General features: G+C 72.2%; 17 protein-coding genes. 9 read left to right on the forward strand and 8 right to left on the reverse strand.

From position 1 onward, the window contains the following. Positions 1-40: 40 nt before the first annotated feature. Both ACZ59A_RS41050 and ACZ59A_RS41055 read right to left on the reverse strand, forming a co-directional pair. Complete coding sequence (locus ACZ59A_RS41050; protein WP_470969951.1) at positions 41-1,378, reverse strand: MFS transporter; 1,338 nt, start codon at positions 1,376-1,378, stop codon at positions 41-43. Between the two features lie 79 nt (positions 1,379-1,457). Next, on the reverse strand, positions 1,458-2,609 hold the full coding sequence (locus ACZ59A_RS41055; RefSeq protein WP_470969953.1) for an XdhC family protein: 1,152 nt from the start codon (positions 2,607-2,609) through the stop codon (positions 1,458-1,460). Between the two features lie 50 nt (positions 2,610-2,659). Between ACZ59A_RS41055 and ACZ59A_RS41060 the strand changes: the two genes are divergently transcribed. The 5 genes from ACZ59A_RS41060 to ACZ59A_RS41080 all read left to right on the forward strand — a co-directional run bounded on the left by ACZ59A_RS41060 (position 2,660) and on the right by ACZ59A_RS41080 (position 8,144). Further along, entirely contained in the window at positions 2,660-3,256 is a 597-nt protein-coding gene (locus ACZ59A_RS41060) for a (2Fe-2S)-binding protein (RefSeq protein WP_470969956.1), read from the forward strand. Further along, positions 3,253-4,254: an FAD binding domain-containing protein gene (locus ACZ59A_RS41065; protein WP_470969958.1), complete on the forward strand. Its 1,002-nt coding sequence runs from the start codon at positions 3,253-3,255 to the stop codon at positions 4,252-4,254. Before ACZ59A_RS41060 ends, ACZ59A_RS41065 begins: the two co-directional genes overlap by 4 nt. Beyond that, a complete protein-coding gene (locus tag ACZ59A_RS41070) occupies positions 4,251-6,425 on the forward strand; it encodes a xanthine dehydrogenase family protein molybdopterin-binding subunit (RefSeq protein ID WP_470969961.1) in 2,175 nt (724 codons plus the stop codon). The genes ACZ59A_RS41065 and ACZ59A_RS41070 overlap by 4 nt, the downstream gene beginning before the upstream one ends. Positions 6,426-6,435: 10 nt before the next feature. Next, a complete protein-coding gene (locus ACZ59A_RS41075) occupies positions 6,436-7,056 on the forward strand; it encodes a TetR/AcrR family transcriptional regulator (protein ID WP_470969964.1) in 621 nt (206 codons plus the stop codon). Positions 7,057-7,250: 194 nt separating this feature from the next. After that, positions 7,251-8,144, forward strand: a complete 894-nt coding sequence (locus ACZ59A_RS41080) for a lysozyme (protein ID WP_470969967.1) — start codon at positions 7,251-7,253, stop codon at positions 8,142-8,144. A 40-nt stretch (positions 8,145-8,184) separates the two neighbouring features. Here the strand turns inward: ACZ59A_RS41080 and ACZ59A_RS41085 are convergent, their stop codons facing one another. From ACZ59A_RS41085 to ACZ59A_RS41095, 3 genes are all read right to left on the reverse strand, one after another. After that, a complete protein-coding gene (locus ACZ59A_RS41085) occupies positions 8,185-8,793 on the reverse strand; it encodes an extensin (RefSeq protein ID WP_470969969.1) in 609 nt (202 codons plus the stop codon). A gap of 124 nt (positions 8,794-8,917) precedes the next feature. After that, complete coding sequence (locus tag ACZ59A_RS41090) at positions 8,918-10,165, reverse strand: acyltransferase family protein (RefSeq protein WP_470969972.1); 1,248 nt, start codon at positions 10,163-10,165, stop codon at positions 8,918-8,920. Beyond that, the gene (locus ACZ59A_RS41095) at positions 10,162-12,549 is read right to left on the reverse strand and encodes a glycosyltransferase (RefSeq protein ID WP_470969975.1); all 2,388 of its coding nucleotides are present in this window, start codon (positions 12,547-12,549) and stop codon (positions 10,162-10,164) included. The genes ACZ59A_RS41090 and ACZ59A_RS41095 overlap by 4 nt, the downstream gene beginning before the upstream one ends. A gap of 822 nt (positions 12,550-13,371) precedes the next feature. Between ACZ59A_RS41095 and ACZ59A_RS41100 the strand changes: the two genes are divergently transcribed. Further along, positions 13,372-14,538, forward strand: coding sequence for an FAD-dependent monooxygenase (locus tag ACZ59A_RS41100; RefSeq protein ID WP_470969978.1), 1,167 nt, complete (start codon positions 13,372-13,374; stop codon positions 14,536-14,538). Positions 14,539-14,554: 16 nt separating this feature from the next. Here ACZ59A_RS41100 and ACZ59A_RS41105 read toward each other — a convergent pair whose 3' ends face one another. Continuing rightward, positions 14,555-15,412 carry an ABC transporter permease gene (locus ACZ59A_RS41105; RefSeq protein WP_470969980.1) on the reverse strand — a complete coding sequence of 286 codons (858 nt, stop codon included), beginning with the start codon at positions 15,410-15,412 and terminating at the stop codon, positions 14,555-14,557. Beyond that, positions 15,409-18,204 carry an alpha/beta fold hydrolase gene (locus ACZ59A_RS41110; RefSeq protein ID WP_470969983.1) on the reverse strand — a complete coding sequence of 932 codons (2,796 nt, stop codon included), beginning with the start codon at positions 18,202-18,204 and terminating at the stop codon, positions 15,409-15,411. The genes ACZ59A_RS41105 and ACZ59A_RS41110 overlap by 4 nt, the downstream gene beginning before the upstream one ends. Before the next feature lie 176 nt (positions 18,205-18,380). Between ACZ59A_RS41110 and ACZ59A_RS41115 the strand changes: the two genes are divergently transcribed. After that, positions 18,381-21,452, forward strand: coding sequence for a CHAT domain-containing protein (locus ACZ59A_RS41115; protein ID WP_470969985.1), 3,072 nt, complete (start codon positions 18,381-18,383; stop codon positions 21,450-21,452). A gap of 39 nt (positions 21,453-21,491) precedes the next feature. Here the strand turns inward: ACZ59A_RS41115 and ACZ59A_RS41120 are convergent, their stop codons facing one another. Next, positions 21,492-22,022, reverse strand: coding sequence for a TerD family protein (locus tag ACZ59A_RS41120; RefSeq protein ID WP_470969988.1), 531 nt, complete (start codon positions 22,020-22,022; stop codon positions 21,492-21,494). Positions 22,023-22,251: 229 nt separating this feature from the next. Here ACZ59A_RS41120 and ACZ59A_RS41125 point away from each other — a divergent pair, with 229 nt between their 5' ends. Then, positions 22,252-22,620 (forward strand): BlaI/MecI/CopY family transcriptional regulator, encoded by a 369-nt coding sequence (locus ACZ59A_RS41125; protein ID WP_470969990.1) that lies wholly within the window; start codon positions 22,252-22,254, stop codon positions 22,618-22,620. Then, on the forward strand, positions 22,617-23,528 hold the full coding sequence (locus ACZ59A_RS41130; RefSeq protein ID WP_470969993.1) for a M56 family metallopeptidase: 912 nt from the start codon (positions 22,617-22,619) through the stop codon (positions 23,526-23,528). Before ACZ59A_RS41125 ends, ACZ59A_RS41130 begins: the two co-directional genes overlap by 4 nt. Positions 23,529-23,555 lie beyond the last annotated feature (27 nt).

A 23,555-nucleotide genomic window follows, 5' to 3' on the forward strand; every position in this document is an offset into this window, starting at 1 on the left:
CGTGCGCGCGCCCGCGACCGGGCGCGCGCACGGGCGCCGGTCAGGCCGTGTAGCGCCGGAAGCCGGGCACCGCGACGGCCAGGCCGAGCATCAGCACGGCGACCAGCAGCCCGCCCGCGGCGACCGCCGTGCGGGGTCCGAGGAGGGAGCCCGCCGTGCCGTGCAGCAGATCGGCGACGCGCGGGCCGCCCGCCACCACCACGGTGAACACGCCCTGCATCCGGCCGCGCATGTCGTCGGTGGCCGCGGACTGGAGGATCGCGCCGCGGAAGACCATGGACACCATGTCGGCCACGCCCGCGGCGGCGAGGAACGCGGCCGCCCACCACAGGCTGGAGCTGAGGCCGACGCCGCAGATGGCGACACCCCAGGCCACCACGGCGACGATGACCATGAGGCCGTGGCGGCGGGCCCGGGAGAAGGTGCCCGACAGCAGTCCGCCGGCCACCGCCCCGATGGGGATCGCGGCGAAGAGCAGGCCGAGCGCGAAGCCCTCGCCCCAGGGCGCGTAGGTGTGCGAGGCGAGTTGGGGGAACAGCGCGCGGGGCATGCCGAAGACCATGGCGATGATGTCCGCGAGGAAGGACAGCAGCAGTACCCGGTGGGCGGTGATGTAGCGGAATCCGTCGGTCACATCGCGCCATCCGGCCCGTGGCCTGCCACCAGCGCTGTCCTTGAGCGGCGGCATCGCGGGAAGCCGCCAGACGGCCCACAGGGTGACGCAGAGCGCGACGGCATCGGCCAGGTAGAGGGCGGGCAGGCCGACGACGGGTATCAGCGCGCCCGCCATCATCGGGCCGACGATCATGCCGGTCTGGGCGACGGTGGACTGCAGGGCACCCGCGGCGGGCAGCTCATGAGCGGGGACGAGCCGGGCGATGGAGGCGTTGCGGGCCGGGGAGTTCATGCCGAAGAACCCCTGCTGGGCGGCGAGCAGCACGATCAGCAGCGGCACGGAGTCGAGACCGGCGAAGGACTGCGCCCAGAACAGCAGCGAGGTGACGGCGATCCCCGCGTTGGTGACCAGCATCAGGGTGCGCCGGTCCATCCGGTCGGCCACCACACCGCCCCACAGCGCGAACACCACGAGCGGCAGGAGTCCCGCGAAGCTCGCGTAGCCGACCCAGGCCGAGGATCCGGTGATGTCGTAGATCTGCTTGGGTACGGCGACGGCGGTCAGCTGGCTGCCGACGGCGGTGACCGTGGTGGACGTCCACAACCGGCGGAACGGGCGGTGGCGCAGTGGCCGGGTGTCCATGACCCAGCGGCGCCAGCCGGTCTTCGGCGGGGCGGCCGCGTCGGTTCCCTGGTCGGCGGTGGCGGGGGTGTCGTCGGGAAGCGGTTCTCCGGCGTCGTCGGTGGCTCGCGTGGTCTCCACGGCGGTTTTGATTTCCTCCTACATCCACTTCGGTCGCGGACCATTGTGACGGTCCGCGGCCAAGCGCCGTGCCCGCGTCTCAGCCCTCGGCCGCCGGGCGCACCGCCTGAGGCCCGTGGATACGGCCGGTGAGCGAGGTCAGCCGGGTGCCGCTGCCGTCCCAGCGGTCGGCGATGATCTCGGCCGCGATGCTGACCGCGGTCTCCTCGGGCGTACGGGCGCCGAGGTCCAGGCCGATCGGGGAGGCGAGCCGGGCCAGCCGGTCCTCGCCGATCCCGGTGTCGCGCAGTCGGCGCAGCCGGTCCTCGTGGGTGCGGCGGGAGCCCATGGCGCCGACGTACGCCAGCGGCAGCCGCAGCGCCTCCTTCAGCAGCGGCACGTCGAACTTGGGATCGTGGGTGAGGACGCAGACGACGGTCCGCTCGTCGACCCGGCCCGCCTCGGCCTCGGTGCGCAGATAGCGGTGCGGCCAGTCGGCCACCACCTCGTGGGCCTCGGGGAAGCGGCGCTTCGTGGCGAAGACGGGCCGCGCGTCGCACACGGTGACGTGGTAGCCGAGGTAGGTGCCGATACGGGCCATGGCCGCCGCGAAATCCACGGCGCCGAAGACCAGCATCCGGGGCGGTGCGGCGTGCACCGAGACGAACAGGGTCAGCTCCTCGTCGGTGCGGACGCCGTCGTAGCCGTAGCGCAGCGTGCCGGTGCGCCCGCCCGCCAGCAGTCCGCGCGCGTCCTCGGCGACCGTCGCGTCCAGCCGCTCCGAGCCCAGGGAGCCGGTGGCGGTGTCCGGCCGGACGATCAGCCGTCGGCCGAGCCGCCCGGCCGGGTCGGGGCCGTCGACCGCCACGCAGATGACCTCGGCCACCGGCTCGCCGTCGCGCACCGCCACGGCCACGTCGTCGTATTCGGGGAAGGCGGCGCGGTCGATGCGCTCCACGAAGACGTCGATGACTCCCCCACAGGTCAGGCCGACCGCGAAGGCGTCGTCATCGCTGACCCCGTACCGCTCGAGGACCGGCGTGCCGCTTTCGGTGACCTCCTGGGCCAGTTCGTAGACCGCGCCCTCGACGCACCCGCCGGAGACGCTGCCGACAGCCGAGCCGTCCGGTCCGACCAGCATGCTCGTGCCCGGCGGCAGCGGTGAGGAGTGCCAAGTGGCGACCACCGTGGCCCGGGCGAAGGGCTCGCCCGCGCGCCACCATCGGTGCATCTCCGCTTCGACGTCTCGCATGGAACTCCATTCTCCTCGCCACGAATGTAAGAGGTTGATACATTCAATGTATGAGCCTCTCACATCGCTCTCCGAGTAGCGACATCAGCTTGCGAATCAATGGCACGACCCACGTCTTGACCATCGACAACCGGACGACGCTGCTCGATGTGCTGCGCGAGCGGGTTGGCCTGACGGGCACCAAGAAGGGCTGTGACCACGGACAGTGCGGCGCCTGCACAGTGCTGATGGACGGCGAGCGGGTGAACAGCTGCCTGATGTTCGCGGTGGCGGCCGAGGGGCGGGAGGTCGTCTCGATCGAGGGGGTCGCGGATCTGGCGGACGGCGCGGGGCTGCACCCGGTGCAGCAGGCGTTCCTCGACCATGACGGTCTCCAGTGCGGCTACTGCACCCCGGGCCAGATCTGTTCGGCGATCGGCGCGCTCGGCGAGGCGCGGCGCGGCTGGCCGAGCCATGTCACCGAGGACACGGCCGCGGGTGTGCCGGGCTCCGCGGGGCTGGACGAGACGGAGGTGCGCGAGCGCATGAGCGGCAACCTGTGCCGCTGCGGCGCGTACGGCGGGATCGTGGACGCCGTCATGGAGGCGGCCGGGGCCGAGGGCATCGAGGGCGCCCGGTCCGCGAGCGCCGCCGGAGGCGTGCGGTGAAGGAGTTCGCCTACGCCCGTGCGGGCGATGCCGCCGAGGCGGCCGCGCTGATGGCGGAGCGGCCCGACGCCACGTATCTGGGCGGCGGGACCAATCTCGTGGACCTGATGAAGCTCGGGGTGGCGGGCCCGGGGCTGCTGGTGGACGTGTCCCGGCTGCCGTACGACCGGATCGAGCACCGCGACGACGGTTCGGTGCTGATCGGTGCCACCGTGCGCAACGGCGATCTGGCGGGCGACCCGGGCATCCGGGAGCGATTCCCGCTCCTGGCGCAGGCGCTGCTGGCGGGCGCTTCCGGGCAGCTGCGCACGGTGGCCACGGTGGGCGGCAATCTGCTGCAGCGCACCCGCTGCGTGTACTTCCAGGACGTGTCCAAGCCGTGCAACAAGCGTGAGCCGGGGTCGGGTTGTCCGGCCATCGGGGGCGCGCACCGCGATCTGGCCGTGCTGGGCACCTCCGACCACTGCGTGGCGTCCCATCCCTCCGACATGGCGGTTGCGCTCGTCGCGCTGGACGCGGTGGCGCATCTGCGGTCGGTGGACGGCACGAGGCGCACCGTCCCGGTGGCGGAGCTGTACCGGCTGCCCGGGGACACTCCGCACCAGGAGACCGTGCTCGGCCACGGCGATCTTGTCACCGCCGTCGAGCTGCCCCCGCCGCCGAGCGGCGCGGCCATGCGGTACCGCAAGGTGCGCGACCGGTGGTCGTACGCGTTCGCGCTGGTGAGCGTCGCGGCCTCGGTGTCCGTCGCGGACGACGGCACGCTCGCGGACGTGCGGATCGCGCTCGGCGGAGTGGCGCCGCGCCCGTGGCGCGCCCGGATCGCCGAGGAGCGGCTGCGCGGGCGGCGGCCGGAGGAGGAGACGCTGCGCGAGGCGGCCCGGGCCGAACTGGCGCAGGCCCGCCCGCTGCCGGACAACGCGTTCAAGGTGGATCTGGCCGCCGATCTCATCGTCGCGGTCATCCGCGATCTCGTCGCGAGGAAGGACCGCGCATGACCACCGCGACCACCACCCGGCAGACCGTCGGCACGCCGATGACCCGGGTCGACGGCCTGGCCAAGGTCACCGGCGCGGCGCGCTACGCGTATGAGTTCCCGACGCCGGACGTCGGCTATGTGTGGCCGGTGCAGGCCACCATCGCCCGCGGCCGGGTGACGGAGGTCGACGGCACCCCGGCGCTGGCCCGGCCCGGTGTGCTGGCGGTGCTGGACTCGGGCAACGCCCCGCGGCTGAACACGCAGGCCCCGGCGAGCCCCGATCTGTTCGTGCTGCAGTCCCCCGAGGTGGCGTACCACGGCCAGATCGTGGCCGCGGTGGTGGCCACGTCGCTGGAGGCGGCGCGCGAGGGCGCGGCGGCGGTGCGGGTGAGCTACGAGCGGGAGCCGCACGATGTGGTGCTGCGCTTCGACGACGAGCGGGCCCACGTCGCCGAGGCGGTGACCGACGGCAGTCCCGGGTTCGTCGAACGCGGCGACACCGAGGGCGCGCTGGCGGCCGCGCCGGTGCGGACCGAGGCCATGTACAGCACGCCGGTCGAGCACACCAGCCCGATGGAGCCGCATGCCGCCATCGCCGTCTGGGACGAGGACCGGCTGACGCTGTACAACTCCGACCAGGGCCCGTTCATGTCCTCCCAGCTGCTCGCTGCGGTGTTCGGGCTGGAAGAGGGCGCGGTGGAGGTCATCGCGGAGTACGTCGGCGGCGGCTTCGGCTCCAAGGGCATTCCGCGCTCCCCCACCGTGCTGGCGGCGCTCGCCGCGAAGCACCTCGGCCGTCCGGTGAAGATCGCGCTGACCCGGCAGCAGATGTTCCAGCTGATCCCCTACCGGGCGCCCACCATCCAGCGGATCCGGCTCGGCGCCGAGCGCGACGGACGGCTGACCGCGATCGACCACGAGGTGGTGCAGCAGCGCTCCGCGATGGTGGAGTTCGCGGACCAGACGGGGACCTCGACGCGGATGATGTACGGGGCGCCCAGCGTCCGTACGACGGTGAAGGTGGCGCCGCTCGATGTGCTGCCCCCGGCGTGGTTCCGCGCCCCCGGCCACACGCCGGGCATGTTCGCGCTGGAGTCGGCCATGGACGAGCTGGCCACCGAGCTGGAGATCGACCCCGTCGAGCTGCGGATCCGCAATGACACCGGTGTCGACCCCGACAGCGGCAAGCCCTTCAGCAGCCGCGGTCTGGTGGCGTGTCTGCGGGAGGGCGCCGCGCGCTTCGACTGGGCGCTGCGCGATCCGAAGCCCGGCATCCGGCGCGAGGGGCGCTGGCTGGTGGGCACCGGCGTCGCCTCCGCACACCACCCGGACTATGTGTTCCCCTCGTCGGCGACGGCGCGGGCCGAGGCCGACGGGACGTTCACGGTACGGGTCGGCGCCGTCGACATCGGGACCGGCGGGCGCACCGCGCTGACCCAGCTGGCGGCGGACGCCCTCGGCGTCCCGGCCGAGCGGCTGCGGCTGGAGATCGGGCGCGCCTCGCTCGGCCCGGCGCCGTTCGCGGGCGGCTCGCTGGGCACGGCCTCCTGGGGCTGGGCGGTGGACAAGGCGTGCCGTGCGCTGCTGGCGGAGGTGGACAACCGTGGCGGCGTCGTCCCGGACCGGGGCCTGGAGGTGCGGGCCGACACCACCGAGGACGTGGAGCTGCGGGCCTCGCTCTCCCGCCACTCCTTCGGCGCCCACTTCGCCCAGGTCCGGGTGGACACCGACACCGGCGAGATCCGTGTCGACCGGATGCTGGGCGTGTTCGCCGCGGGGCGGATCGTCAATCCGAAGACGGCCCGTTCGCAGTTCCTGGGCGCCATGACGATGGGTCTGTCGATGGCGCTGCTGGAGATCGGCGAGGTCGACCCGGTCTTCGGCGACTTCGCCAACCACGACTTCGCGGGCTACCACGTCGCGGCCAACGCCGACGTTCCGAAGCTGGAGGCGGTCTGGCTGGAGGAGCAGGACGACAACCCCAATCCGGTGCGCGGCAAGGGCATCGGCGAGCTGGGCATCGTGGGCGCGGCCGCGGCGGTCGCCAACGCCTTCCACCATGCGACCGGACAGCGGGCGCGCGATCTGCCGATCCGCGTGGAACGCTCGCGCGAGGCTCTGCGGGCGGCGCGCACCGAGGCCCGTCAGCGCAGGCCGGGGGCGGCGGGGCAAGGGAAAACGGTCGGGTAGGGTCGCCCGGATGGCACCCACCTGCAAGGGGCGCGCCACGTACCACCACGGCGATCTCGCCGCCGCGCTGGTACGGGTGACTCTGGAGATCGTCGACGAGGTCGGGGTGCGCGGTTTCTCCGTCGCGGAGGCCGCGCGCCGCACCCGCGTCAGCCCGGGTGCGCCCTACCGCCACTTCGCCGACCGCGACGCGCTGTTGGCGGCCGCGGCGCTGGAGGTCGTGCGGCTGTTGCGGATCGGCTATCTGGAGGCGGTGGCCACGGTCGAGTCGCCGCAGGAGCGGCTGGCCACCATGGCGGGCAGCATCGTGCGCGCGGCCGGCCGCTTCCGGGGCGGGTACGAACTCCTCTACGCCTCCGGTGCGCGCACCGCGCACCCCGAGGTGCTGACCGGCAAGCGGGAGTTCGTGGACCTGTTGCTGCCGAGCGCCTTCGAAGTGGTGGCGGAGGACCGCGGGGCGGCGGTGGCGCTGTTGGAGGCGCTGCAGGCGCTGGCGCGTGGATACGCCACCCTGCTGCTCGACGGCGTGTTCGGCGAGCCGGACGAGGTCGTGGAGGATGTCGCCGCGCGGGCGACGCGGTCGGCGCGGGCCCTGGTGGCGGGGTATTCCACCGCGCCTGCGGACGGCTGACATCTCCGAAATTCCCTGACGGGGACGGAAATTCAAGGTTTCCCACTTTATAGCCGGCCATACCGTCGGCGGTGACGGCGGCGACCGCAGGGTGGACCCATGCAATTTCCAAAATCTCTTCCATATGTTTGATCTACGCGCGTACCTTCGGTGCGGACTGCTCTCCCCACGGAGCACCAATTCCGGAGGAACAGATGTCCCTAAAGGCCGGAAAGGGGCGGCACCGGGCCCCCTCGCGCTGGCGCTCGCCGTATGCCATCAGCGGTTTGGCGGCCGCGGTCGGCGCCACCGCGCTCGCCACGCTCGTGCCCGCGATGGCGTCGACGACCGTCAATGACACCGACTCCGCCCCCAGCCGCCCCCTGTCCTCGTCCGTCCCGCACCCCGAGCGGGACTGGATGGGGTCGACCCTCTCCGCGCACGAGAAGGCCGCGCCGAAGGCGGCTCCGGCTCCCGACGCCGCCACAGTGGAAGGCGTCGATGTGAGCAACCACCAGGGCTCGGTCAACTGGACATCCCTTTGGAACAAGAACGTCCGGTTCGCCTACGTCAAGGCCACGGAGAGCACGACGTACAAGAACCCGGCCTTCTCCTCGCAATACAACGGGGCCTTCAAGAAAGGCATGATCCGCGGCGCGTACCACTTCGCCCTGCCGAACAAGTCCAGCGGCACCAAGCAGGCGGACTTCTTCGTGCGCAACGGCGGCGCCTGGTCGAACGACGGCAAGACGCTGCCGCCCGTGCTGGACATGGAATACAACCCGTACGGCGGGGCCTGCTACGGCAAGACGAAGGCTCAGATGGTCAGCTGGATCAAGGACTTCAGCGGCCGGGTCAAGTCCCTCACGGGCCGCGATCCGGTGATCTACACGACCACCAGCTGGTGGAAGTCCTGCACCGGCAACAGCGGCGCCTTCGCCTCGAAGAATCCGCTGTGGGTGGCGCGCTACGCCGCCACGCCGGGGGCGCTGCCGGCGGGGTGGAAGACGCACACCATATGGCAGTACACCTCCACGGGTGCGGTGGTGGGTGACCACAACCGCTTCAACGGCAGCCTGACCGCGCTGAAGGCGCTGGCCAAGGGGTGACCGCCCACCCCGCCCCGCTCCGGGGCGGGGTGGGGACCCGTCAGCCGCCGAGTGCGCCGGTCAGGCCGCCGACCACACCGTCCAGCGTGTCGCCGAGGCCGTCCACCACATCGCCGACCACACCCGTCCCCTGGCCGCCGCCGTTCCCCGGCTGCGGGGACTCGCTGGGCTGCCCGCTCGGGGTGCCAGGAGTGGCCGGGCCGCCGCTGGGCGTACCGGCGGGCGACGAGGGGTCGGCGGGGGTCTGGTCGGAACGCTGGGCCGGCGTGGGGGCCACGTCGGTGTGCGCGGGCGTGGAGGGGACCGCGCTCGGCGTGTGCGACGGGGTGGCCGCCGCCGAGGGCTCCGTACCGCCGCCGGTACCGCCCGTGCTGTCCGTGTGGTCCGTCTGCTCCGGGAGCGGCCGGGGCTTCGCGGACTCGGAGGGCGAAACATGGCTGCCCGTGGGCTTGTCATCGGCCGTGGGATCGATGTCCGGTATCTGCTCCTGATGCGCGTGGACATCGGAACGGGCCTGGGTGGACTTGTCGCCCCCGACCGAGGAGTGAAGGCCGAAGGCTATGGTCCCGGCCACTCCGAGGGCGGCGGCCGCCTTGAGGGATGTGGCTCGGGCCTGCTGTGCAGGGGTGGGACGGCTGTGTCGGCCCATATCGCTGATGTCTCCCCGTTATTACGTCAAGAACAAGCCAGATGATAGTCATGCGTCCCCGGTGTGCGAAGAGCCGCACACCGGGGACAACCAGTGACACACCGGCACGTACGGTGGCACAGTCCTAGCGCGCCACTTCCGGATAGAAGTCCCGCGACTGCCCCTTGGCGTCCTTCAGCCGACCGAGCAGGCTCGCCGGGTACTCGATGACCCAGTAGCTCACGATCGCCGCGGCCACCGCCACCACCAGCACGATCAGCACGGCGAAGGGGAAGCCCTGCTGGCCCGCGGGCGGCAGCAGTCCGGCCTCGTAGAGGCCGAGCATGATGGGCTCGTGCCAGACGAAGAGGCTGTAGCTGGCCAGTCCGATCGCGGTGAGCCACCGGGCCGACAGCCACGCTTCCAGCCGCCCTTGCGTCCGCACATGGAGGGTGGCGAACAGCAGCACGGTCCACATCAGGGCGGAGAGCGGATGGTAGAAGGTGGTGGCGAAGTCCTCGGGGTCCGCGCTGAGCAGCGACAGCACGTACAGGCCCACGAGCGGCGCCACCCGCAGCGGGATCGCCGCCTTCGGGCCGAGCCGTCCGCGGTCGCCGAGGGCGACGGTCAGCACCGCGAGGCCCATGCCCGCCGCGAACCCGCCGAAGCGGGCCTGCGGCCCGAAGTACACCGGCCATTCGGTGTGCGGCACCTCGAATCCGTAGTGCGCCACGGCGATCCAGACCATCGGCCCCACGTACAGCAGCGCGCATCCGGCGGCGCACACCGCCACCCGCGCGGACCGGCTGTTCAGCCGTCGGCAGGCGCGGGCGGCCAGCGGGCCGAGCGCGACGAGCGCCAGATAGAACATGATTTCCAGCGACAGCGACCAGGTGGGGCCGATGGTGTAGAAGATCTGTTCCTTGTCGAAGACCTGGGTGAAGGTGAGATGCCGGAGCAGGTCCATCCAGTCTCCGGGCAGCGAGGGATTGCGGGTCGCCCAGATGAACAGGATGGCGAGGAAGTACAGCGGCACGATGCGGATGGCGCGCCGGAAGAGGAACACCCGGGCGGGCTTGGTCGAGCCGCCGTCGATCGCGGCCCGCGCGTACGACAGGGTCAGCAGATACGCGGACAGCACGAAGAAGAAGTCGATGACCTCCAGCGAGACCAGCGCGTTCGCGTAGGTGTTGGCCACCGGCGCATGAGAGCCGTCCGCGTCGTACGTGAAGTACTGCTGCCACACGTGGAAGACGACCGTCGCCATCGCGGCCAGCCCGCGGTAGCCCTGGATCTCACCGTTGCGGCGGCGGGCGGTCGTGGACCGCGGCGGCTTCACTACGGAGGCCGCGGCGGGGTGGCCGTGGTTGTTGACCGTGGACAGGGTGCTCATGCGCGGGGCACCGCCTTGTCGCCGCCGGACCCGCCCGACCCGCCGGACCGCGGGGTGACCCGCCACTGGTGGTCCCGCAGCACCTCCTTGAGGAGCGCCTGGCGGGCCACGATGTTCTTGAAGTGGCTGTAGAAGAAGGTCGACACGAACAGATACCGCCAGAACCACGCCCTGCGGCGGCGCAGTTCGGGTATCGCCAGCCGCCAGGCGAACAGTGCCTGCACCACTCCGGCGGAGAGCGTGAACAGCGTGGCCAGCAGGCAGATCGGCACCGCCCAGTCCAGCTCGCCGGGGCCGCCCGCGCGCCAGGCCGCGTACAGCAGGACCGGCAGGATCTGCAGGGTCAGCCACGGCTGCACCTCGCGCCAGCCGAGGAGGACGAACAGCCCCGCCTTCTGGCGGAAGGTGAAGTCCGGCGAACGCATCGCGTGCCACAGGTACTTGAGCGACACCTGGAGCCAGCCCTGCGCCCAGCGCGACCGCTGGTTCCACAGCGCCTTGAGGGTGGTGGGGGCCAGCTCGCGGGAGACGAGGGTGCGGTCGGTGGCGATTTTGGCGCCTTCGTGGAGGGCGCGCATGGTGGCGTCGATGTCCTCGGTGAGCATCGAGCCGTGCATCCGGGTACGGGCGAGCAGATCGGTGCGCCAGAAGCCGTTGGAGCCGCCGAAGACGCCGAACGTGTAGAGCCGGGTGCGGCCGGGGTGGCTGACGGCGTAGATGGCCTCGAACTCCACGCCCACCAGCTTGGCGACCCAGGAGCTGTCCCCGTTGCGGATCACGCAGTGGCCCTGCACGACGTCGTAACCGTGGGACAGCCAGTGCCAGGCGTGCCGGAAGGAGTCGGGGGCCGGATGGTGGTCGGCGTCGAAGATGCCGACCATGTCGCCGCGCACCCGGGTGACGGCGGCGTTGATGTTCTGCGCCTTGGAGGTGGACCCCGCCACCGGCAGCAGCACCAGGCGCGGATCGCGGCGTGCCATTTCCCGGAGGGTGTCCTCGACGGGCATCGGATGCGGGGTGTTGTAGGCGAGCACGATTTCCAGCTCGCTGGGGTAGTCCAGCCGCAGAAACGATTCGACAGTGTCGACGATCGTCGCGGCCTCATTGGGGAGATAGGCGGCGATGACGGCGCTGGCCGGTGGATACGGCTGTGCGGGCCGCTCGGGGCGGGACTTGGCGTCGAGCGAGAAGAGGCATTCCAGCACGATGAGCACGGCGGAGACGATGAGGCCGCCGACCACCACCCAGTAGGCGGCCGACCCGATGTCCCAGCCCAGTTCGTACGCCTGCTGGTAGATCACGAAGGGGATGGCGACGCCGAGGACGAGGACAAGTAAGGGCGAGAGTGCCGAGAGCAGGGCCTGCACCGCCACGGTGACACGGCGCCGCCCGCGGGGCGCGCCGCGCATCCAGGCCGCGTACTTGACGGGGCGCAGATCCCGGTGGCGGATGGACTCGGCCACCGCGTCCCGGGCCTGGTCCACGGCCTGGTGGCGGTCGGGGCAGTCGGTGAGCGGGGTCCAGCCGATGGCCGGGGTCAGCCGGACGTTCTCATCGGCGACGACGAAGCGGGTACCGGCCACGGTGTTCGCGAACTGCTGCAGACCGCGGCGCGCGGTGTCCTCGTCGACGCCCGGCATCAGCATCAGCAGCCGGCCGTCGTCGTCCCAGCCGAGCCGGTCGCACACGCCGCCCAGCTTCTCCGCCACACCGGCCAGCCGCTCGGCGACCTCGCGGCGCACCCGGGGCCCCAGCCGGGCCTCCAGCGCGGCCATCTCGGCGACGCCGACCATGGCCACGACGCCGCCGCTGCGGCTGTCGTCGGCGCGCTTGAGTTCCCGGTCGAGTTCGCCCAGGAAGTGCGGCTGGGAGTAGAGGCCGGTACGCGGGTCCAGCAGCAGGTTCTCGACCGGCACCGGGACCCGGCGCAGCTTGGCCTCGATGCGGGCGGACAGTTCGACGGGGTCGGAGGTGTCCGGTACGCAGTCGTCGGCACCGCCGCGCAGCATGTCGGCGACGCCGGTGGGCCCGGGATCCGTGGTGACCATGAGCAGGGGCAGTGCCCGGCCCGCGGGGGCGGCACGGACCTCGCGGATCACCTCCAGTCCGTCGTGGCCGCCGTCGAGGGCGACGATCGCGTCGGGCGGGGTCTGCCGGAGCTGCTTGCCGACTTCGCCGGGCCGGGCGTGGCTCACCTCGTGGCCCGCGGACACCAGGGTCCGGGTCAGCTGGTCGATTCCCGGGCCGGGTGCGCCGACCGCCAGCACATGTCCGCTCGGGCCGTCGGCGAGGGCCTGGGGCGTCCCGGACTCGCCGGGTTCGGACGATCCTCGGGGCGATTTCCCGGATGATTCGAGTGACCGCGGATGGTGCGAAATGAGCACCTGAGAAGTCCCTTCCTTGCCAAGTCGTGCGTCACCGAACGGGATACCCGGGGGCGGACGCCGGGGCGTTGCCGGGCGCGCGGACATTCCGTCCGCGCGCGGGCATGCCGAGCGTGGCCGGTTATCCGTCCGAGGGGGCCGTGGAGTGGCGAATCGCCGTTGGTGAGGCTTCGCGTGCGGTTTTCGAGGTCGCTATGCGGCGACGATGGCCGGTCCGCGGCCGCGAGGGGGTGTCTTGTCGGTCAGGCCGGATCAGCGAGCGGCGTCTGGTGCAGGGGGCAGCTCCCAGCGGTAGCTGGGGGAGGCTCGCAACCCGCGTGAGGAGAGCGCAGGGGGCACCGCCCAGCGGTAGCTGGGGGAGGCGCTGCGTGCGACAAGCGCGGGGCCGCGAGGTGCCGTGCCAGGCGTCGGGAGCCCGGCATGACCGGCAAGACACCCCCTGGCGCCGGGTCTCCGGCGCTGCCCGGGACAGGCGCGCACGGCTCTTGCCGGGCCTCGGGACACGCGAGCGTGTTCCAGCGAAATGTGCATGGGTCCCATCCTTGTTCGGATCGTGGGGGGAGGACCGAACGTCACCAGTGCGACCAACCGGCTTTTTGTACGGGCCAGTCGGAAGCCCCAGTCTCTTCGATGACAACAGAACCGCACAACACCATCAGGTAACACTCTCATTAATCGATCACTGCGCCGCGGTGACTCCCGCGGCGTTCGGCCTTGTCGGTGCCCTGTCGGTGGCGCGTAGGCGGCGCATCGGTGCGGTGTCGGTGGCCTCCCTCACTCTTACGAGAAGAAGCGATTCGGGGGACGGAAAAGGAGTTCACGATGCGGAATATGAGAGTCCTGATTTCCGGTGCCAGCGTGGGCGGACCGGCTCTGGCGTACTGGCTGGACCGCTACGGGTACGAGGTCACCGTGGTGGAGCGGTATGCCCGGCTGCGGCCCGGAGGGCAGGCCATCGACGTCCGGGGCACGGCGTTGGAGGTGTGTGAGCGCATGGGGGTGCTGGAGGAGATCCGCGCGCAGAGCACCGGCCTGCGCGGTATGTCGACGGTCGACGACGACGGCAAGGAACTGTCCAGGACCACCGATTGGACCTTGAGCGGCGGTCAGCTCGACCGCCCCGACGTCGAGATTCTCCGCGACGATCTGGCGACGATTCTCGTCGGCGCGGGTGGAAACGGCATCGAATATCTCTTCGACGACTCGATCGCCGCACTCGCCCAGGGCCCCGGCGAGGTGGCCGTCACCTTCCGCAGTGGAGTGTCGCGCACCTTCGATCTTGTGGTGGCCGCCGACGGAGTGCACTCCGGCACCCGTGGGCTCGTCTTCGGCCCCGAGGAGAACTTCATTCGCCCGCTGGGGAGTTATCTGGCGGTGTGGACCGTGCCGAACTATCTCGGTCTCGACCGCTGGCAGGTGGCCTACCTGATGAAGGGCGAAGGCGCGTGGGGCGGGATGGTGATGAGCGTCCGCGACAACACCGAGGCCCGGGTCTACGTCGGGTTCGACTCGGACGAGCCGCCCGCCCAGGTCCTCGGCGACCGGACCCCCTCGGAGCACAAGCAGCTGGTGGCGGAGCGGTACGCGGAGGCGCGCTGGGAGATGCCACGGCTGCTGGAGTACATGTGGGGCGCCCCCGACTTCCACTTCGACGCGGTGGCCCAGATTCATATGGACTCCTGGTCCCGTGGCCGGGTGGCGCTGCTCGGCGACGCGGGCTACTGCGGCTCGCCCGCCGCCGGCCAGGGCACCTCCATGGCCCTGGTCGGGGCGTATGTCCTGGCGGGCGAGCTGAAGGCCGCGGATGGTGACCACACCACGGCCTTCGCCGCCTACGAGCGCGAGCTGCGCGACTTCGTGACCGCCAACCAGGGGCTGGCCCTGGCCAACCAGGAGCGCATGGAAGCCGAGGTCGACGGGGACGGCCAGGACGCGTACACCGAGGACTTCTACAAGGTGGTCAACTCGCTGACCCTCAAGGACTACTGACCGGGGCCCTCGCGGCCTAGGACACCACGTCCTTCCGGCCGAAGCCGCGGAAGGCGAGGGCGAAGAGCACCAGCGCGTACGTCACGGACACCGACGTCCCCTTGAGCATTCCACCCCACTCCAGGTGGGGCTGGAGTGCGTCGGCCCAGGCGAACTGCCAGTGCGCGGGCAGGAACTCGCGCCACGAGCCCAGCGCCGTGACGGCGTCCAGCACATTGCCCACGATGGTCAGCCCGACCGCCCCGCCCACTGCGCCCAGCGGTGCGTCCGTGACGGTCGACAGCCAGAACGCGAGGGCGGCGGTGACCAGTTGGGACAGGAAGATGTACGCGACCACCACGGCGAGCCGGGCGAGTGCGTCACCCGTTCCCAGCTCGCCGCCGGTGGGCAGGCGCAGCGGCCCCCAGCCGTACGCCACCGTCCCCACCAGCAGCGCGACGAACGGCAGCAGCACCATCGCGGCCGCGCTGAACCCCAGCGCCACGGCCAGCTTTCCGGCCAGCAGCCGCGCCCGGGGCACGGGCGCGGCCAGCAGATAGCGCAGCGAGGACCAGTTGGCCTCCGAGGCGACGGTGTCGCCGCAGAACAGCGCCACGGGCACGACCAGCAGGAAGGCCGCCGAGACGAAGAGCGCGGTGGCCGCGAGGTTGGCGCCCGAGGAGGTGGCGGTTTCCATCAGGGTGACCCGGCCGTCCCGCCCCTCGGGCGTGCCTCCGATCGCGAACGCGGCGACGAGGACGAACGGCAGCGCGGCCAGCACCACGCCCATCACCAGGGTGCGGCGCCGACGCAGCTGCCGTACCGCCTCGACCCGCAGGGGCAGGGTGTGGCGCGCCCGGTAGCCGGGCGCCGCCTCCGTCACGGAAGCGCTCATGCGGAGCCTCCTTCGATCAGCGTCAGAAACGCGTCCTCCAGGCGCCGGTTGGGCCCGAAGCTGGTCACCGGGATCTCCAGCCGCATCAGCTCGGCGAGCAGCCGCGCCGGGGTGGCGTCCTCGATCAGGACGAGCAGCCCGGCGTCGGTGCGCGCCGCGGAGGTGATGCCGGGCAGGGCGCTCACCTTGTCGACCAGGGCGTCGCTCAGCTCGCCCTCGTGGCCGACCAGCAGGCTCTCCCCCGTGCCGGTGATCTCCCCGACCGGGCCTGCCTGCACCAGCCGTCCGCGGTCCATGACGACCAGATGGGTGCAGGACTGTTCGACCTCGGCCAGGAGATGGCTGGAGACGATCACCGTGCGGCCGTCGGCCGCGTACCGGATCATCACCTCGCGCATCTCGCGGATCTGGGGCGGGTCGAGGCCGTTGGTCGGCTCATCCAGGATGAGCAGATCCGGCAGGCCCAGCATGGCCTGGGCGATGGCCAGCCGCTGCCGCATGCCCTGGGAGTACGTGCGCACCGCGCGCTCCAGCGCGTCGCCCAGGCCCGCGATCTCCAGCGCCTCGTCCAGGTGCGCGTCCTCGGCGGGCCGTCCGGTGGCGCGCCAGTACAGCTCCAGGTTGGCGCGTCCGGTCAGATGCGGCAGGAAGCCCGCTCCCTCAACGAAGGCACCCACCCGGGACAGGACGGGTGCGCCGGGGCGGATGGCCTGGCCGAAGACACGGATCTCCCCGCCGTCCGGGCCGATGAGGCCCATCAGCATGCGCAGCGTGGTGGTCTTTCCGGCGCCGTTGGGCCCGAGCAGTCCGAGCACCTGCCCCTTCTCGACGCGGAAGGAGAGGTCGCGTACGGCGTACCGGTCGGCGGACTTGGCGTAGCGCTTGCTGAGGTCGGTGATCTGCAGCGGTACGTCGGCCAGCGCGGGGTCCGGCGGCGGCGCGGCCGTCGGCCGACGGCCGGTCAGCAGCAGCGCGAGCGCCACCACGGCGCCGCCCAGCGGCAGTCCCCACACCCACCACGACAGCGGTGCGGGCTCGGTGTGCGTCCCGGGCGCGGTGGGCACCGTGAGGCCGTCGCCCGCGAGCGCGACGCGGTACGTGGCGGGCTGGGCCGGGGTGGCGTACCCGAGGTCGGTGGAGGCGAGCACGAGCCGCAGCGAGTGGCCCGCGATGATTTCGTGGTCGACGGCGGGCAGCCGGAGCGTGACGGTCTTCCCCTTCTTCGCGTCGGTGACGCGGACGGGCGCGACGAGCTGGGAGGGCAGCGTCTGCTGTCCGTCCGGCCCGACGTCGTAGACCTTGGCGAACAGCACGGCGTCGTCGGCGTCCGCCCGCACCCGGACCTTCACCTCGGGTGCCCCGGTGATCCGCAGGGGCTGCTCGAGCGGCGCCGAGTCGAAGCGGGCGAACTGGCCGGGGATGTCGAGGGAGACGCCGATACCGAACGAGGACGCCTGGGACAGCGCGGCGATACCCGGCACCGTGGAGACCGAGGGCGGTCCGCCGCCGGGCGGGTTCGCGAACGACTGCTCGCGGCCGCGCAGCGCCACGGTCCGCCGGCCGTCCTCCAGGCCCGGGTAGCGGTCGCCGGTGGCGCCGCGCAGCTGGACGGCGCCGTTGGTGGAGTCGACGCCACCGGCACGGGTGACCCGGAAGGCGGGCCCGGTGTCGGTGGCCCGGTCGCCCTTGAGGTAGCGGTCGAACCAGTCCCGGGTGCGGGACTGGACGCGCCCGGTCTCGCGGTCGCCGCCGTCGTGTCCCCCGTCGGTCCAGTCGACGTCGACCGGGGCACCGTTGGCCTTGATCGTCTTCGCCATCTCGTCGGCCTGGCCGAGCGGGAAGAGGGAGTCGGACTGGCCCTGGAAGATCAGCGCCGGGACCTTGATCCGGTCGCCCACGGCGGACGGGCTGCGGGCCTCCAGCAGGCGCCGGGCCGCGTCGTCCGGCTTTCCGGCGACGGCGACGCGCTCGTACATCGCGCAGAGCTGCTTCTCGAACCGTCCGCACCCCTGGTTCCGCCCGTCCCCGGCAGCCGGGGCACTCGGAGCGGTCTGGCCGCCCCCCTGGCCGCCCTGGGCCCCCTGGCCGCCGCCACCCTGGCCGCCTTCGCCGCCCTGTGATCCGGTCGCGTCCTGGGAGCCCTGGGAGTCCTGGCCCCCTTGTCCGCCGCCGGAGAGATCGGCCGAGCCGGTGGTGAAGAAGAGCCCGGCCCACAGCTTCTTGAACACGCCGTTCGGGAAGAGCGCGTCCGCCAGATTCCAGTACGTGATCTCGGGCGCGATGGCGTCGACCCGCCGGTCGTACCCCGCGGCGAGGAGGGACAGCGCTCCGCCGTACGAGGCACCGGCGACGCCCACGCGCGGATCGCCCCGGGCATCGAGCCGCACCTCGGGCCGCTTGGCCAGCCAGTCGATGAGCCGCCGGGCGTCGGCCACCTCATGGTCCGGGTCGTTGAGCCCGATCTTGCCGGTCGAGGTGCCGAAGCCGCGCGCCGACCAGGTCAGCACGGCGTAGCCGTCCCGCGCCAGCTCCTCGGCCTGCTCCCGGACATCCTCCTTGCTGCCCCCGAAGCCGTGGGCGAGCAGCACCGCGGGGCGGCGGCCCTGGCCCGCGGTGAAGTACGAGGTGTCGAGGCGCGTCCCCGGCATGTCCAGCACCCGGTCCTCACGGTGCACGGTCGGCCCGTCGTCGGCCGCTACGGCGGCACCCCACGTGCCCGTGCCCGCGAGGACGACGACGGCGGCCACCGTCGCGAGCAGCCGTCGACCGCGCAGGGTCTTTCGGAGATCCATGACAGAACCCTAGGCATGAGATCCCGACACCGGAGCTGACATCAGACGGATTCCGTCCTGCTTCTCAAGGAGTATCCGGCAACGCGCCGTACACCCACCGCGGTATGCCGCGGATCACGCCGTTCCGCCCGCGCGGAGGCGCGGGGCACGTCACCATGACGCCCATAAGGGACTATATGGACGAAAATCTGCGTCGGCTGATCCGCGAGGCGATGGCCGATCCCGACCGGAAGCTCCCGTTCGCCCGCGACAGCCGGGAGTCGGTGCTGTCCCCGGAGACCCTGCGCAATATGGCGACGATCGTCGACCGCGCCCGGGACCGTCTGACGCCCGAGCAGGTCGGCGCGGCCGAGGTGGACATCGAGGCGGTCTATCTGGCGGCCTGCTTCCACCTGGCGCGATACCCGCACGCCCCCGGGGCCGAGGCCGGGGAGGACGGCATCGCTTCCGGCTCCCTCTTCTCCGTCGTGCACGCGCTGCGGCCCGCCGCCCTCCCCCGGCCGCTCAGGGATGCGCTGACCGGCACGGCCGCACGCGTGGCACCGGCCTGGAAGATCCTGCACGCGATCGCCGTGGTGCTGTTGTCCGGCAGTGCGTCCGCCCGGGACGAGGCCGGGCTGTGGCGAGCCGCCGAGATGTTCCGGCACGCGCGGGAGAGGGCGTCCGAGAAGGATGCCCCCGGGATCCTCTTCAACGAGGGCTCCGCGCTGGCCACGCTCTTCGATCTCACCGGCGGTCAGACGCTGCTCACCGCGGCGGTCGCGCTGATGCGGCAGGCCGTGGCGGCGTTCCCCGACGACGAGCAGCCGCCCGCGGCGGCGCTGAAGGCGCTGGCCGGGGCGCAGGCCAAGATGACACCGCCCGCCCCCGCCGCCGACGATGCCACGCCGAGCGGGCGCATGGTCCGGTACACCCGGACGGGAGCGCCGGGCGATCTGGACACCTCCATCTCCGGCGTACGAGCGGCCCTGGACGCCACGACCGCCGACGATCCGGCCCGTGAAGGCCACCGGATCAGCCTGGGCAATCTGTTGCGCATGCGCTTCGAGGCCACCGGCCACCTCGGCGACCTGACCGAGGCGATCGGCCTCCTGCGGGGCGTCGTACGGGCCGTGGCCGACCCCGCGATGCGCTGTCCGGCGTACTCCCTGCTCGGCCTCTCCCTCCTCGACCAGTACGTCAACACCGGCAGTCCGGCCGATCTCGACGCCGCCACCGCGGCCGCCCGGAACTCGATGGCGGGCAGCACTCCCCTGTCGCCCCACTACGGCCAGTTGCTCACCAATCTGGCCGCCGTGCTGCACGCCCGCTTCCAGGCCCGGGGGAACGTCGCCGAACTCGCCGAGGCCATCCGCCACTTGGAGCATGCGGTGGCCGCCACCCCGGCCCATCAGCACGACCATCCCGTGATGCGCGTCAAGCTGGCCGTCGCCCTCGGCGCGCGCGGCAAGCACACCGGGCTGATCGCCGAGGTCGACCGCGGCATCGCGTTGCTGCGCGGGGTGCTGGACACGACGTCGGCCACCAGCCCCCAGTGGCAGGCGGCGAGCATGGAGCTGGGGGCACTCCTGACGGCACGCTCGGGCCTGACACGCTCCCCGGGCGATCTCCTCGCCGCCCTGCGGCAGTTCGGCGCCACCGCGCTCGCACCGGGCGAGGACATCCGCTTCCGGCTGACGGCGGCCTGTCTATGGGGGCTGAACAGCGCGTACTGCGGCGATCTGCCCGAGGCCACGAAGGCGTTCGGAGTCGCGCTGGACGATCTGCTGCCCAAGCTCACCGGCCGGGCTCTGGACCGGCGGTCGCGGGAGGTGCGGCTGCGCGAGCTGTCGTCGCTGGCCTGCGACGCCGCCGCCGTCGAGATCAGCGCGGGCCGTCCCCAGGCGGCGCTGGTACGGCTCGAACAGGGCCGTGGTGTGCTGCTCGCCCAGGCGCTGCGGCTGCGCGGCCGCCATCCCGAGCTGGCGAAGGCGGCGCCCGAGCTGGCCGGGCGGTTCGCGCGGGTCTGCGCCGAGCTGATCGAGGAGCGCGGCCCCTTCGAGCAACGCGCCGCCCTCACAGCGGAGTTCGACGCCCTCCTGACCGAGATCCGGGCGCTCGGCGGCTTCGAACGGTTCCACCGGCCGCTCGGCTGGGAGCGGCTGCGTACGGTGGCCGCGCGGGGTCCGGTCGTGGTGCTCAACATCTCCGAGCTGCGCTGCGACGCCCTGCTGCTGCGTGCCGACGCCGACGGCGAGACCGGCGTCGAGGTGCTTCCGCTCGCCGGGGTCACCCGGACCGAGGCCGGCCGCCGCGCCGAGGGCTTCCACGCCGCCGTCACCGCGCTGTCCTCCGCCGCGGGCCTGGCCGACGCGGGCACCCACCAGCGGACCATGGAGGAAACGCTGGAGTGGCTGTGGCGGCACATCGCGGGCCCCGTGCTCGCCCGGCTCGGGCTGGACCGGCCGGTGGCGCCGGAGGCCGAGGAGAGCGAGTGGCCGCGGCTGTGGTGGTGTCCCACCGGCCCCCTGGCCCTGCTGCCGCTGCACGCGGCGCGGTGCCCCTCGGACGGCAGCCATGTGCTGGACCGGGTGGTGTCGTCGTACACGCCCACGCTGGGCGCCCTGCTGCACGCCCGGGGCCGGGCCGCGCCGTCCGGCAAGCCGCCCACGCTGGCCGTCGTGGGAGTGTCCGCGCCACCGGCCGGTGCGGAGGGCGCCGCTCTTCAGCCCCTGCCCGCGGTCGACGACGAGCTGGCCGCGGTGGCCGAGCTGCCGGTCGGGCAGACCCGGCTGCTGGGCGCGGACGCCACCCCCGAGGCCGTACTCGCCGCGCTGCGCACCCATCCGTACGCGCATCTGGCGTGCCACGGCTCGTACGACCCCGAGGATCCGTCGTCCGGCGGGCTGCTGCTGCACGGCGGTGAGCTGACCGTGCACGATCTGGCCACCCAGCGGCTGGACGAGGCGGAGTTCGCCTGTCTGTCCGCCTGCCACACCGCCGCGCCCGGCACCGCGCTGGTCGACGAGGTGATCACGCTCGCCTCGGCGTTCCAGCTGTGCGGCTACCGCCATGTGATCGGAAGCCTGTGGACGCTGAAGGACGTGATCACACCCGCTCTCGCCCGGGATGTGTACGGGGCGCTGGGCGCGGCGCGGTCGACGGCCGCCTCGGCGCACGCGCTGCACCGGGCGGTCCTGCGGCTGCGTGCTCAACGGCGCTATGCGGAACCGCTGTTCTGGGCGTCAATGATTCACATCGGCCCGTAGCGGGGTGCGCCCGGGCGACGGGAATGCGCACAAGTGCGGTCAGGAATAATCCTTGCCCATCACATCCGTAAAGGTTTCCGGGTCGACGGTGAATCCACGGATGACGCCGTGGATTCCCCATTCCCCCGATTCGTCCCGGGTGAACTCCGCGACCGTGGCTGCTGTGGCTCCGGAGACTCCGGTGAAATCGCCTTCCAGTAGCTCGGTATATCCCTCGACAATCCGGACGCTGGTGTTCCGGATATCGCCGAAGGTCTTCGGCCCGGCGCTCTGCTGGATGGCCACACCCACCACGACGCGGGAGTACTCCTCGGACAGCCGCTCGAACTCCAGGGTCATCGCCTCGTCGGTGCCCAGTCCCTGGCCGGTGCGACTGTCCCGGTTGAGGTAGATCGTGCCGTCGGGCGACCGGCTGTCGAAGTGCACCAGATACGCGGGTTCACCGTACGGATCGGTCGCACGGTAGGTCCCGGCGACGATGTCGAGATCATTGGGCGACTCACCGCTGGGGCTGGGGTCCCACTTGAGCGCCACCTCGATTTTCCCGAGCCCCTTGTTCAGACCACTCATCCAGACTTCCCTTTCGCCTTACCCGTGTTGAATACGCGTCCGGTCAATCCTATCGTGCGCAAGGCCAGTTGAGGCTTTGGCCAGGGGCGGAGCACCCGGCGCCGGCGATGATCGGCGATCTTCTCGGCCCGCCCGGCATTCCCCCCGGTGTCCGCCCCGGGATGACGGCTCTCTACTATGGGCCTCCGTACTAACGGAGGTAAGCGTCTGACGGCGGAAGGAAGCGTCCATGCGGCGGCTGGGGGATCTCGAGGCGGAGATCATGGACCGTCTGTGGACGTGGCGGCGACCGGCGACGGTGCGCGAGATCGTCGACGACATCAACACACAGCGGCCGGTCGCTTACACCACGGTGATGACCGTGGCCACCATCCTCTACAACAAGGGCTGGCTGCAGCGCGGCAAGGAAGGCCGGGCCTGGCTGTACTCGCCGGTACGCAGCCGTGAGGAGTACTCCGCCGCGCTGATGGAGGACGCCCTGGGCACCAGCCAGGACCGCCCCGCGGCCCTCGCCCATTTCGTCGAGCAGATGGGCCCCGAGGAGGTCAGCGCCCTGCGCAAGGCGCTGCGGGCGGCCGGGCGGCGGAACCCGGAGTGATTCCGGCGCTCGCCCTGGCCTGTTACGCGGCCGCGGTCGGCACCCTGGCCCCGCGGGCCCTGCTGCGCAGCGCCTGGCCACACCGCTCCCCCGCACTCGCCGTGGCGGCCTGGCAGGGGCTGACCGTGTCGTTCGTGGTCGCGATCGCGCTGGCCGCGTACCACCTCGCCATCCCCACCGGACACCTTGACGCGGGAATGTCCGGCTTAGTCCACTTCTGCGGGCTGACCTGGCACGCCCGCGTCCCGGTGCCCGGCCCTTTCGACGTCCCGGCCGTCGCGCTGCCGCTCCTCGTGGCGCTGGTCACGCTCGCGCGCTTCGGCCACGAGGTGCTGCGGGCGCGCCGGGCCCGCTCCCGCCACATGGGCGTACTGGATCTGGTCGGCCGCCGCTCGGCGCGGCTGCGCGCCACCGTCCTCGACCATGAGCTGCCCGCCGTGTACTGCCTGCCGGGGCGCTGCCCGCGGGTGGTCGTCAGCACGGGCGCGCTGCGGGCGCTGTCCGGCGCCCAGCTCGACGCCGCGCTGGACCATGAGCGCGCGCACATCGCGGGCCGCCACCATCTGGCGCTGGCCGCCGCCGAGGCGTTCGCGAGGGCCTTCCGGTGGCTGCCACTGGCCCGTGCCGCCCGGGAGCAGACGGCGATGCTGCTGGAGATGGCGGCGGATGACCGCGCGCTGCGCCGCCACCCGCGCGAGACGCTTGCCACGGCGCTGTACGCCATGGCGGCGGGCCGCACCCCCCGCGGGGCCTTCGCGGCCGGTGGCCCCGGCGCCCTGGTCCGGCTGCGCCGCCTGCTGGGCCCGCACCGCCGCCCCCATCCCGCGCTTCGGCTCGCGGTGGCCACGGCCGCCGCGGCCCTCCCGCTGCTACCCGTGGTGGTGGGCTGCGCCCCGGGGATGATGTAGACACCCCCGGGGCGCGGCGGTTGCCGC

This window comes from Streptomyces sp. NPDC040405 (assembly GCF_055595765.1).

What these genes read in the sequence shown, in the direction of transcription:
- ACZ59A_RS41055 (WP_470969953.1), bottom strand. Translation starts at nt 2,609, where the DNA reads ATGCGAGACGTCGAAGCGGAGATGCACCGATGGTGGCGCGCGGGCGAG.
- ACZ59A_RS41060 (WP_470969956.1), top strand. Translation starts at nt 2,660, where the DNA reads ATGAGCCTCTCACATCGCTCTCCGAGTAGCGACATCAGCTTGCGAATC.
- ACZ59A_RS41070 (WP_470969961.1), top strand. Translation starts at nt 4,251, where the DNA reads ATGACCACCGCGACCACCACCCGGCAGACCGTCGGCACGCCGATGACC.
- ACZ59A_RS41075 (WP_470969964.1), top strand. Translation starts at nt 6,436, where the DNA reads ATGGCACCCACCTGCAAGGGGCGCGCCACGTACCACCACGGCGATCTC.
- ACZ59A_RS41080 (WP_470969967.1), top strand. Translation starts at nt 7,251, where the DNA reads ATGTCCCTAAAGGCCGGAAAGGGGCGGCACCGGGCCCCCTCGCGCTGG.
- ACZ59A_RS41085 (WP_470969969.1), bottom strand. Translation starts at nt 8,793, where the DNA reads ATGGGCCGACACAGCCGTCCCACCCCTGCACAGCAGGCCCGAGCCACA.
- ACZ59A_RS41090 (WP_470969972.1), bottom strand. Translation starts at nt 10,165, where the DNA reads ATGAGCACCCTGTCCACGGTCAACAACCACGGCCACCCCGCCGCGGCC.
- ACZ59A_RS41100 (WP_470969978.1), top strand. Translation starts at nt 13,372, where the DNA reads ATGCGGAATATGAGAGTCCTGATTTCCGGTGCCAGCGTGGGCGGACCG.
- ACZ59A_RS41105 (WP_470969980.1), bottom strand. Translation starts at nt 15,412, where the DNA reads ATGAGCGCTTCCGTGACGGAGGCGGCGCCCGGCTACCGGGCGCGCCAC.
- ACZ59A_RS41110 (WP_470969983.1), bottom strand. Translation starts at nt 18,204, where the DNA reads ATGGATCTCCGAAAGACCCTGCGCGGTCGACGGCTGCTCGCGACGGTG.
- ACZ59A_RS41115 (WP_470969985.1), top strand. Translation starts at nt 18,381, where the DNA reads ATGGACGAAAATCTGCGTCGGCTGATCCGCGAGGCGATGGCCGATCCC.
- ACZ59A_RS41120 (WP_470969988.1), bottom strand. Translation starts at nt 22,022, where the DNA reads ATGAGTGGTCTGAACAAGGGGCTCGGGAAAATCGAGGTGGCGCTCAAG.
- ACZ59A_RS41125 (WP_470969990.1), top strand. Translation starts at nt 22,252, where the DNA reads ATGCGGCGGCTGGGGGATCTCGAGGCGGAGATCATGGACCGTCTGTGG.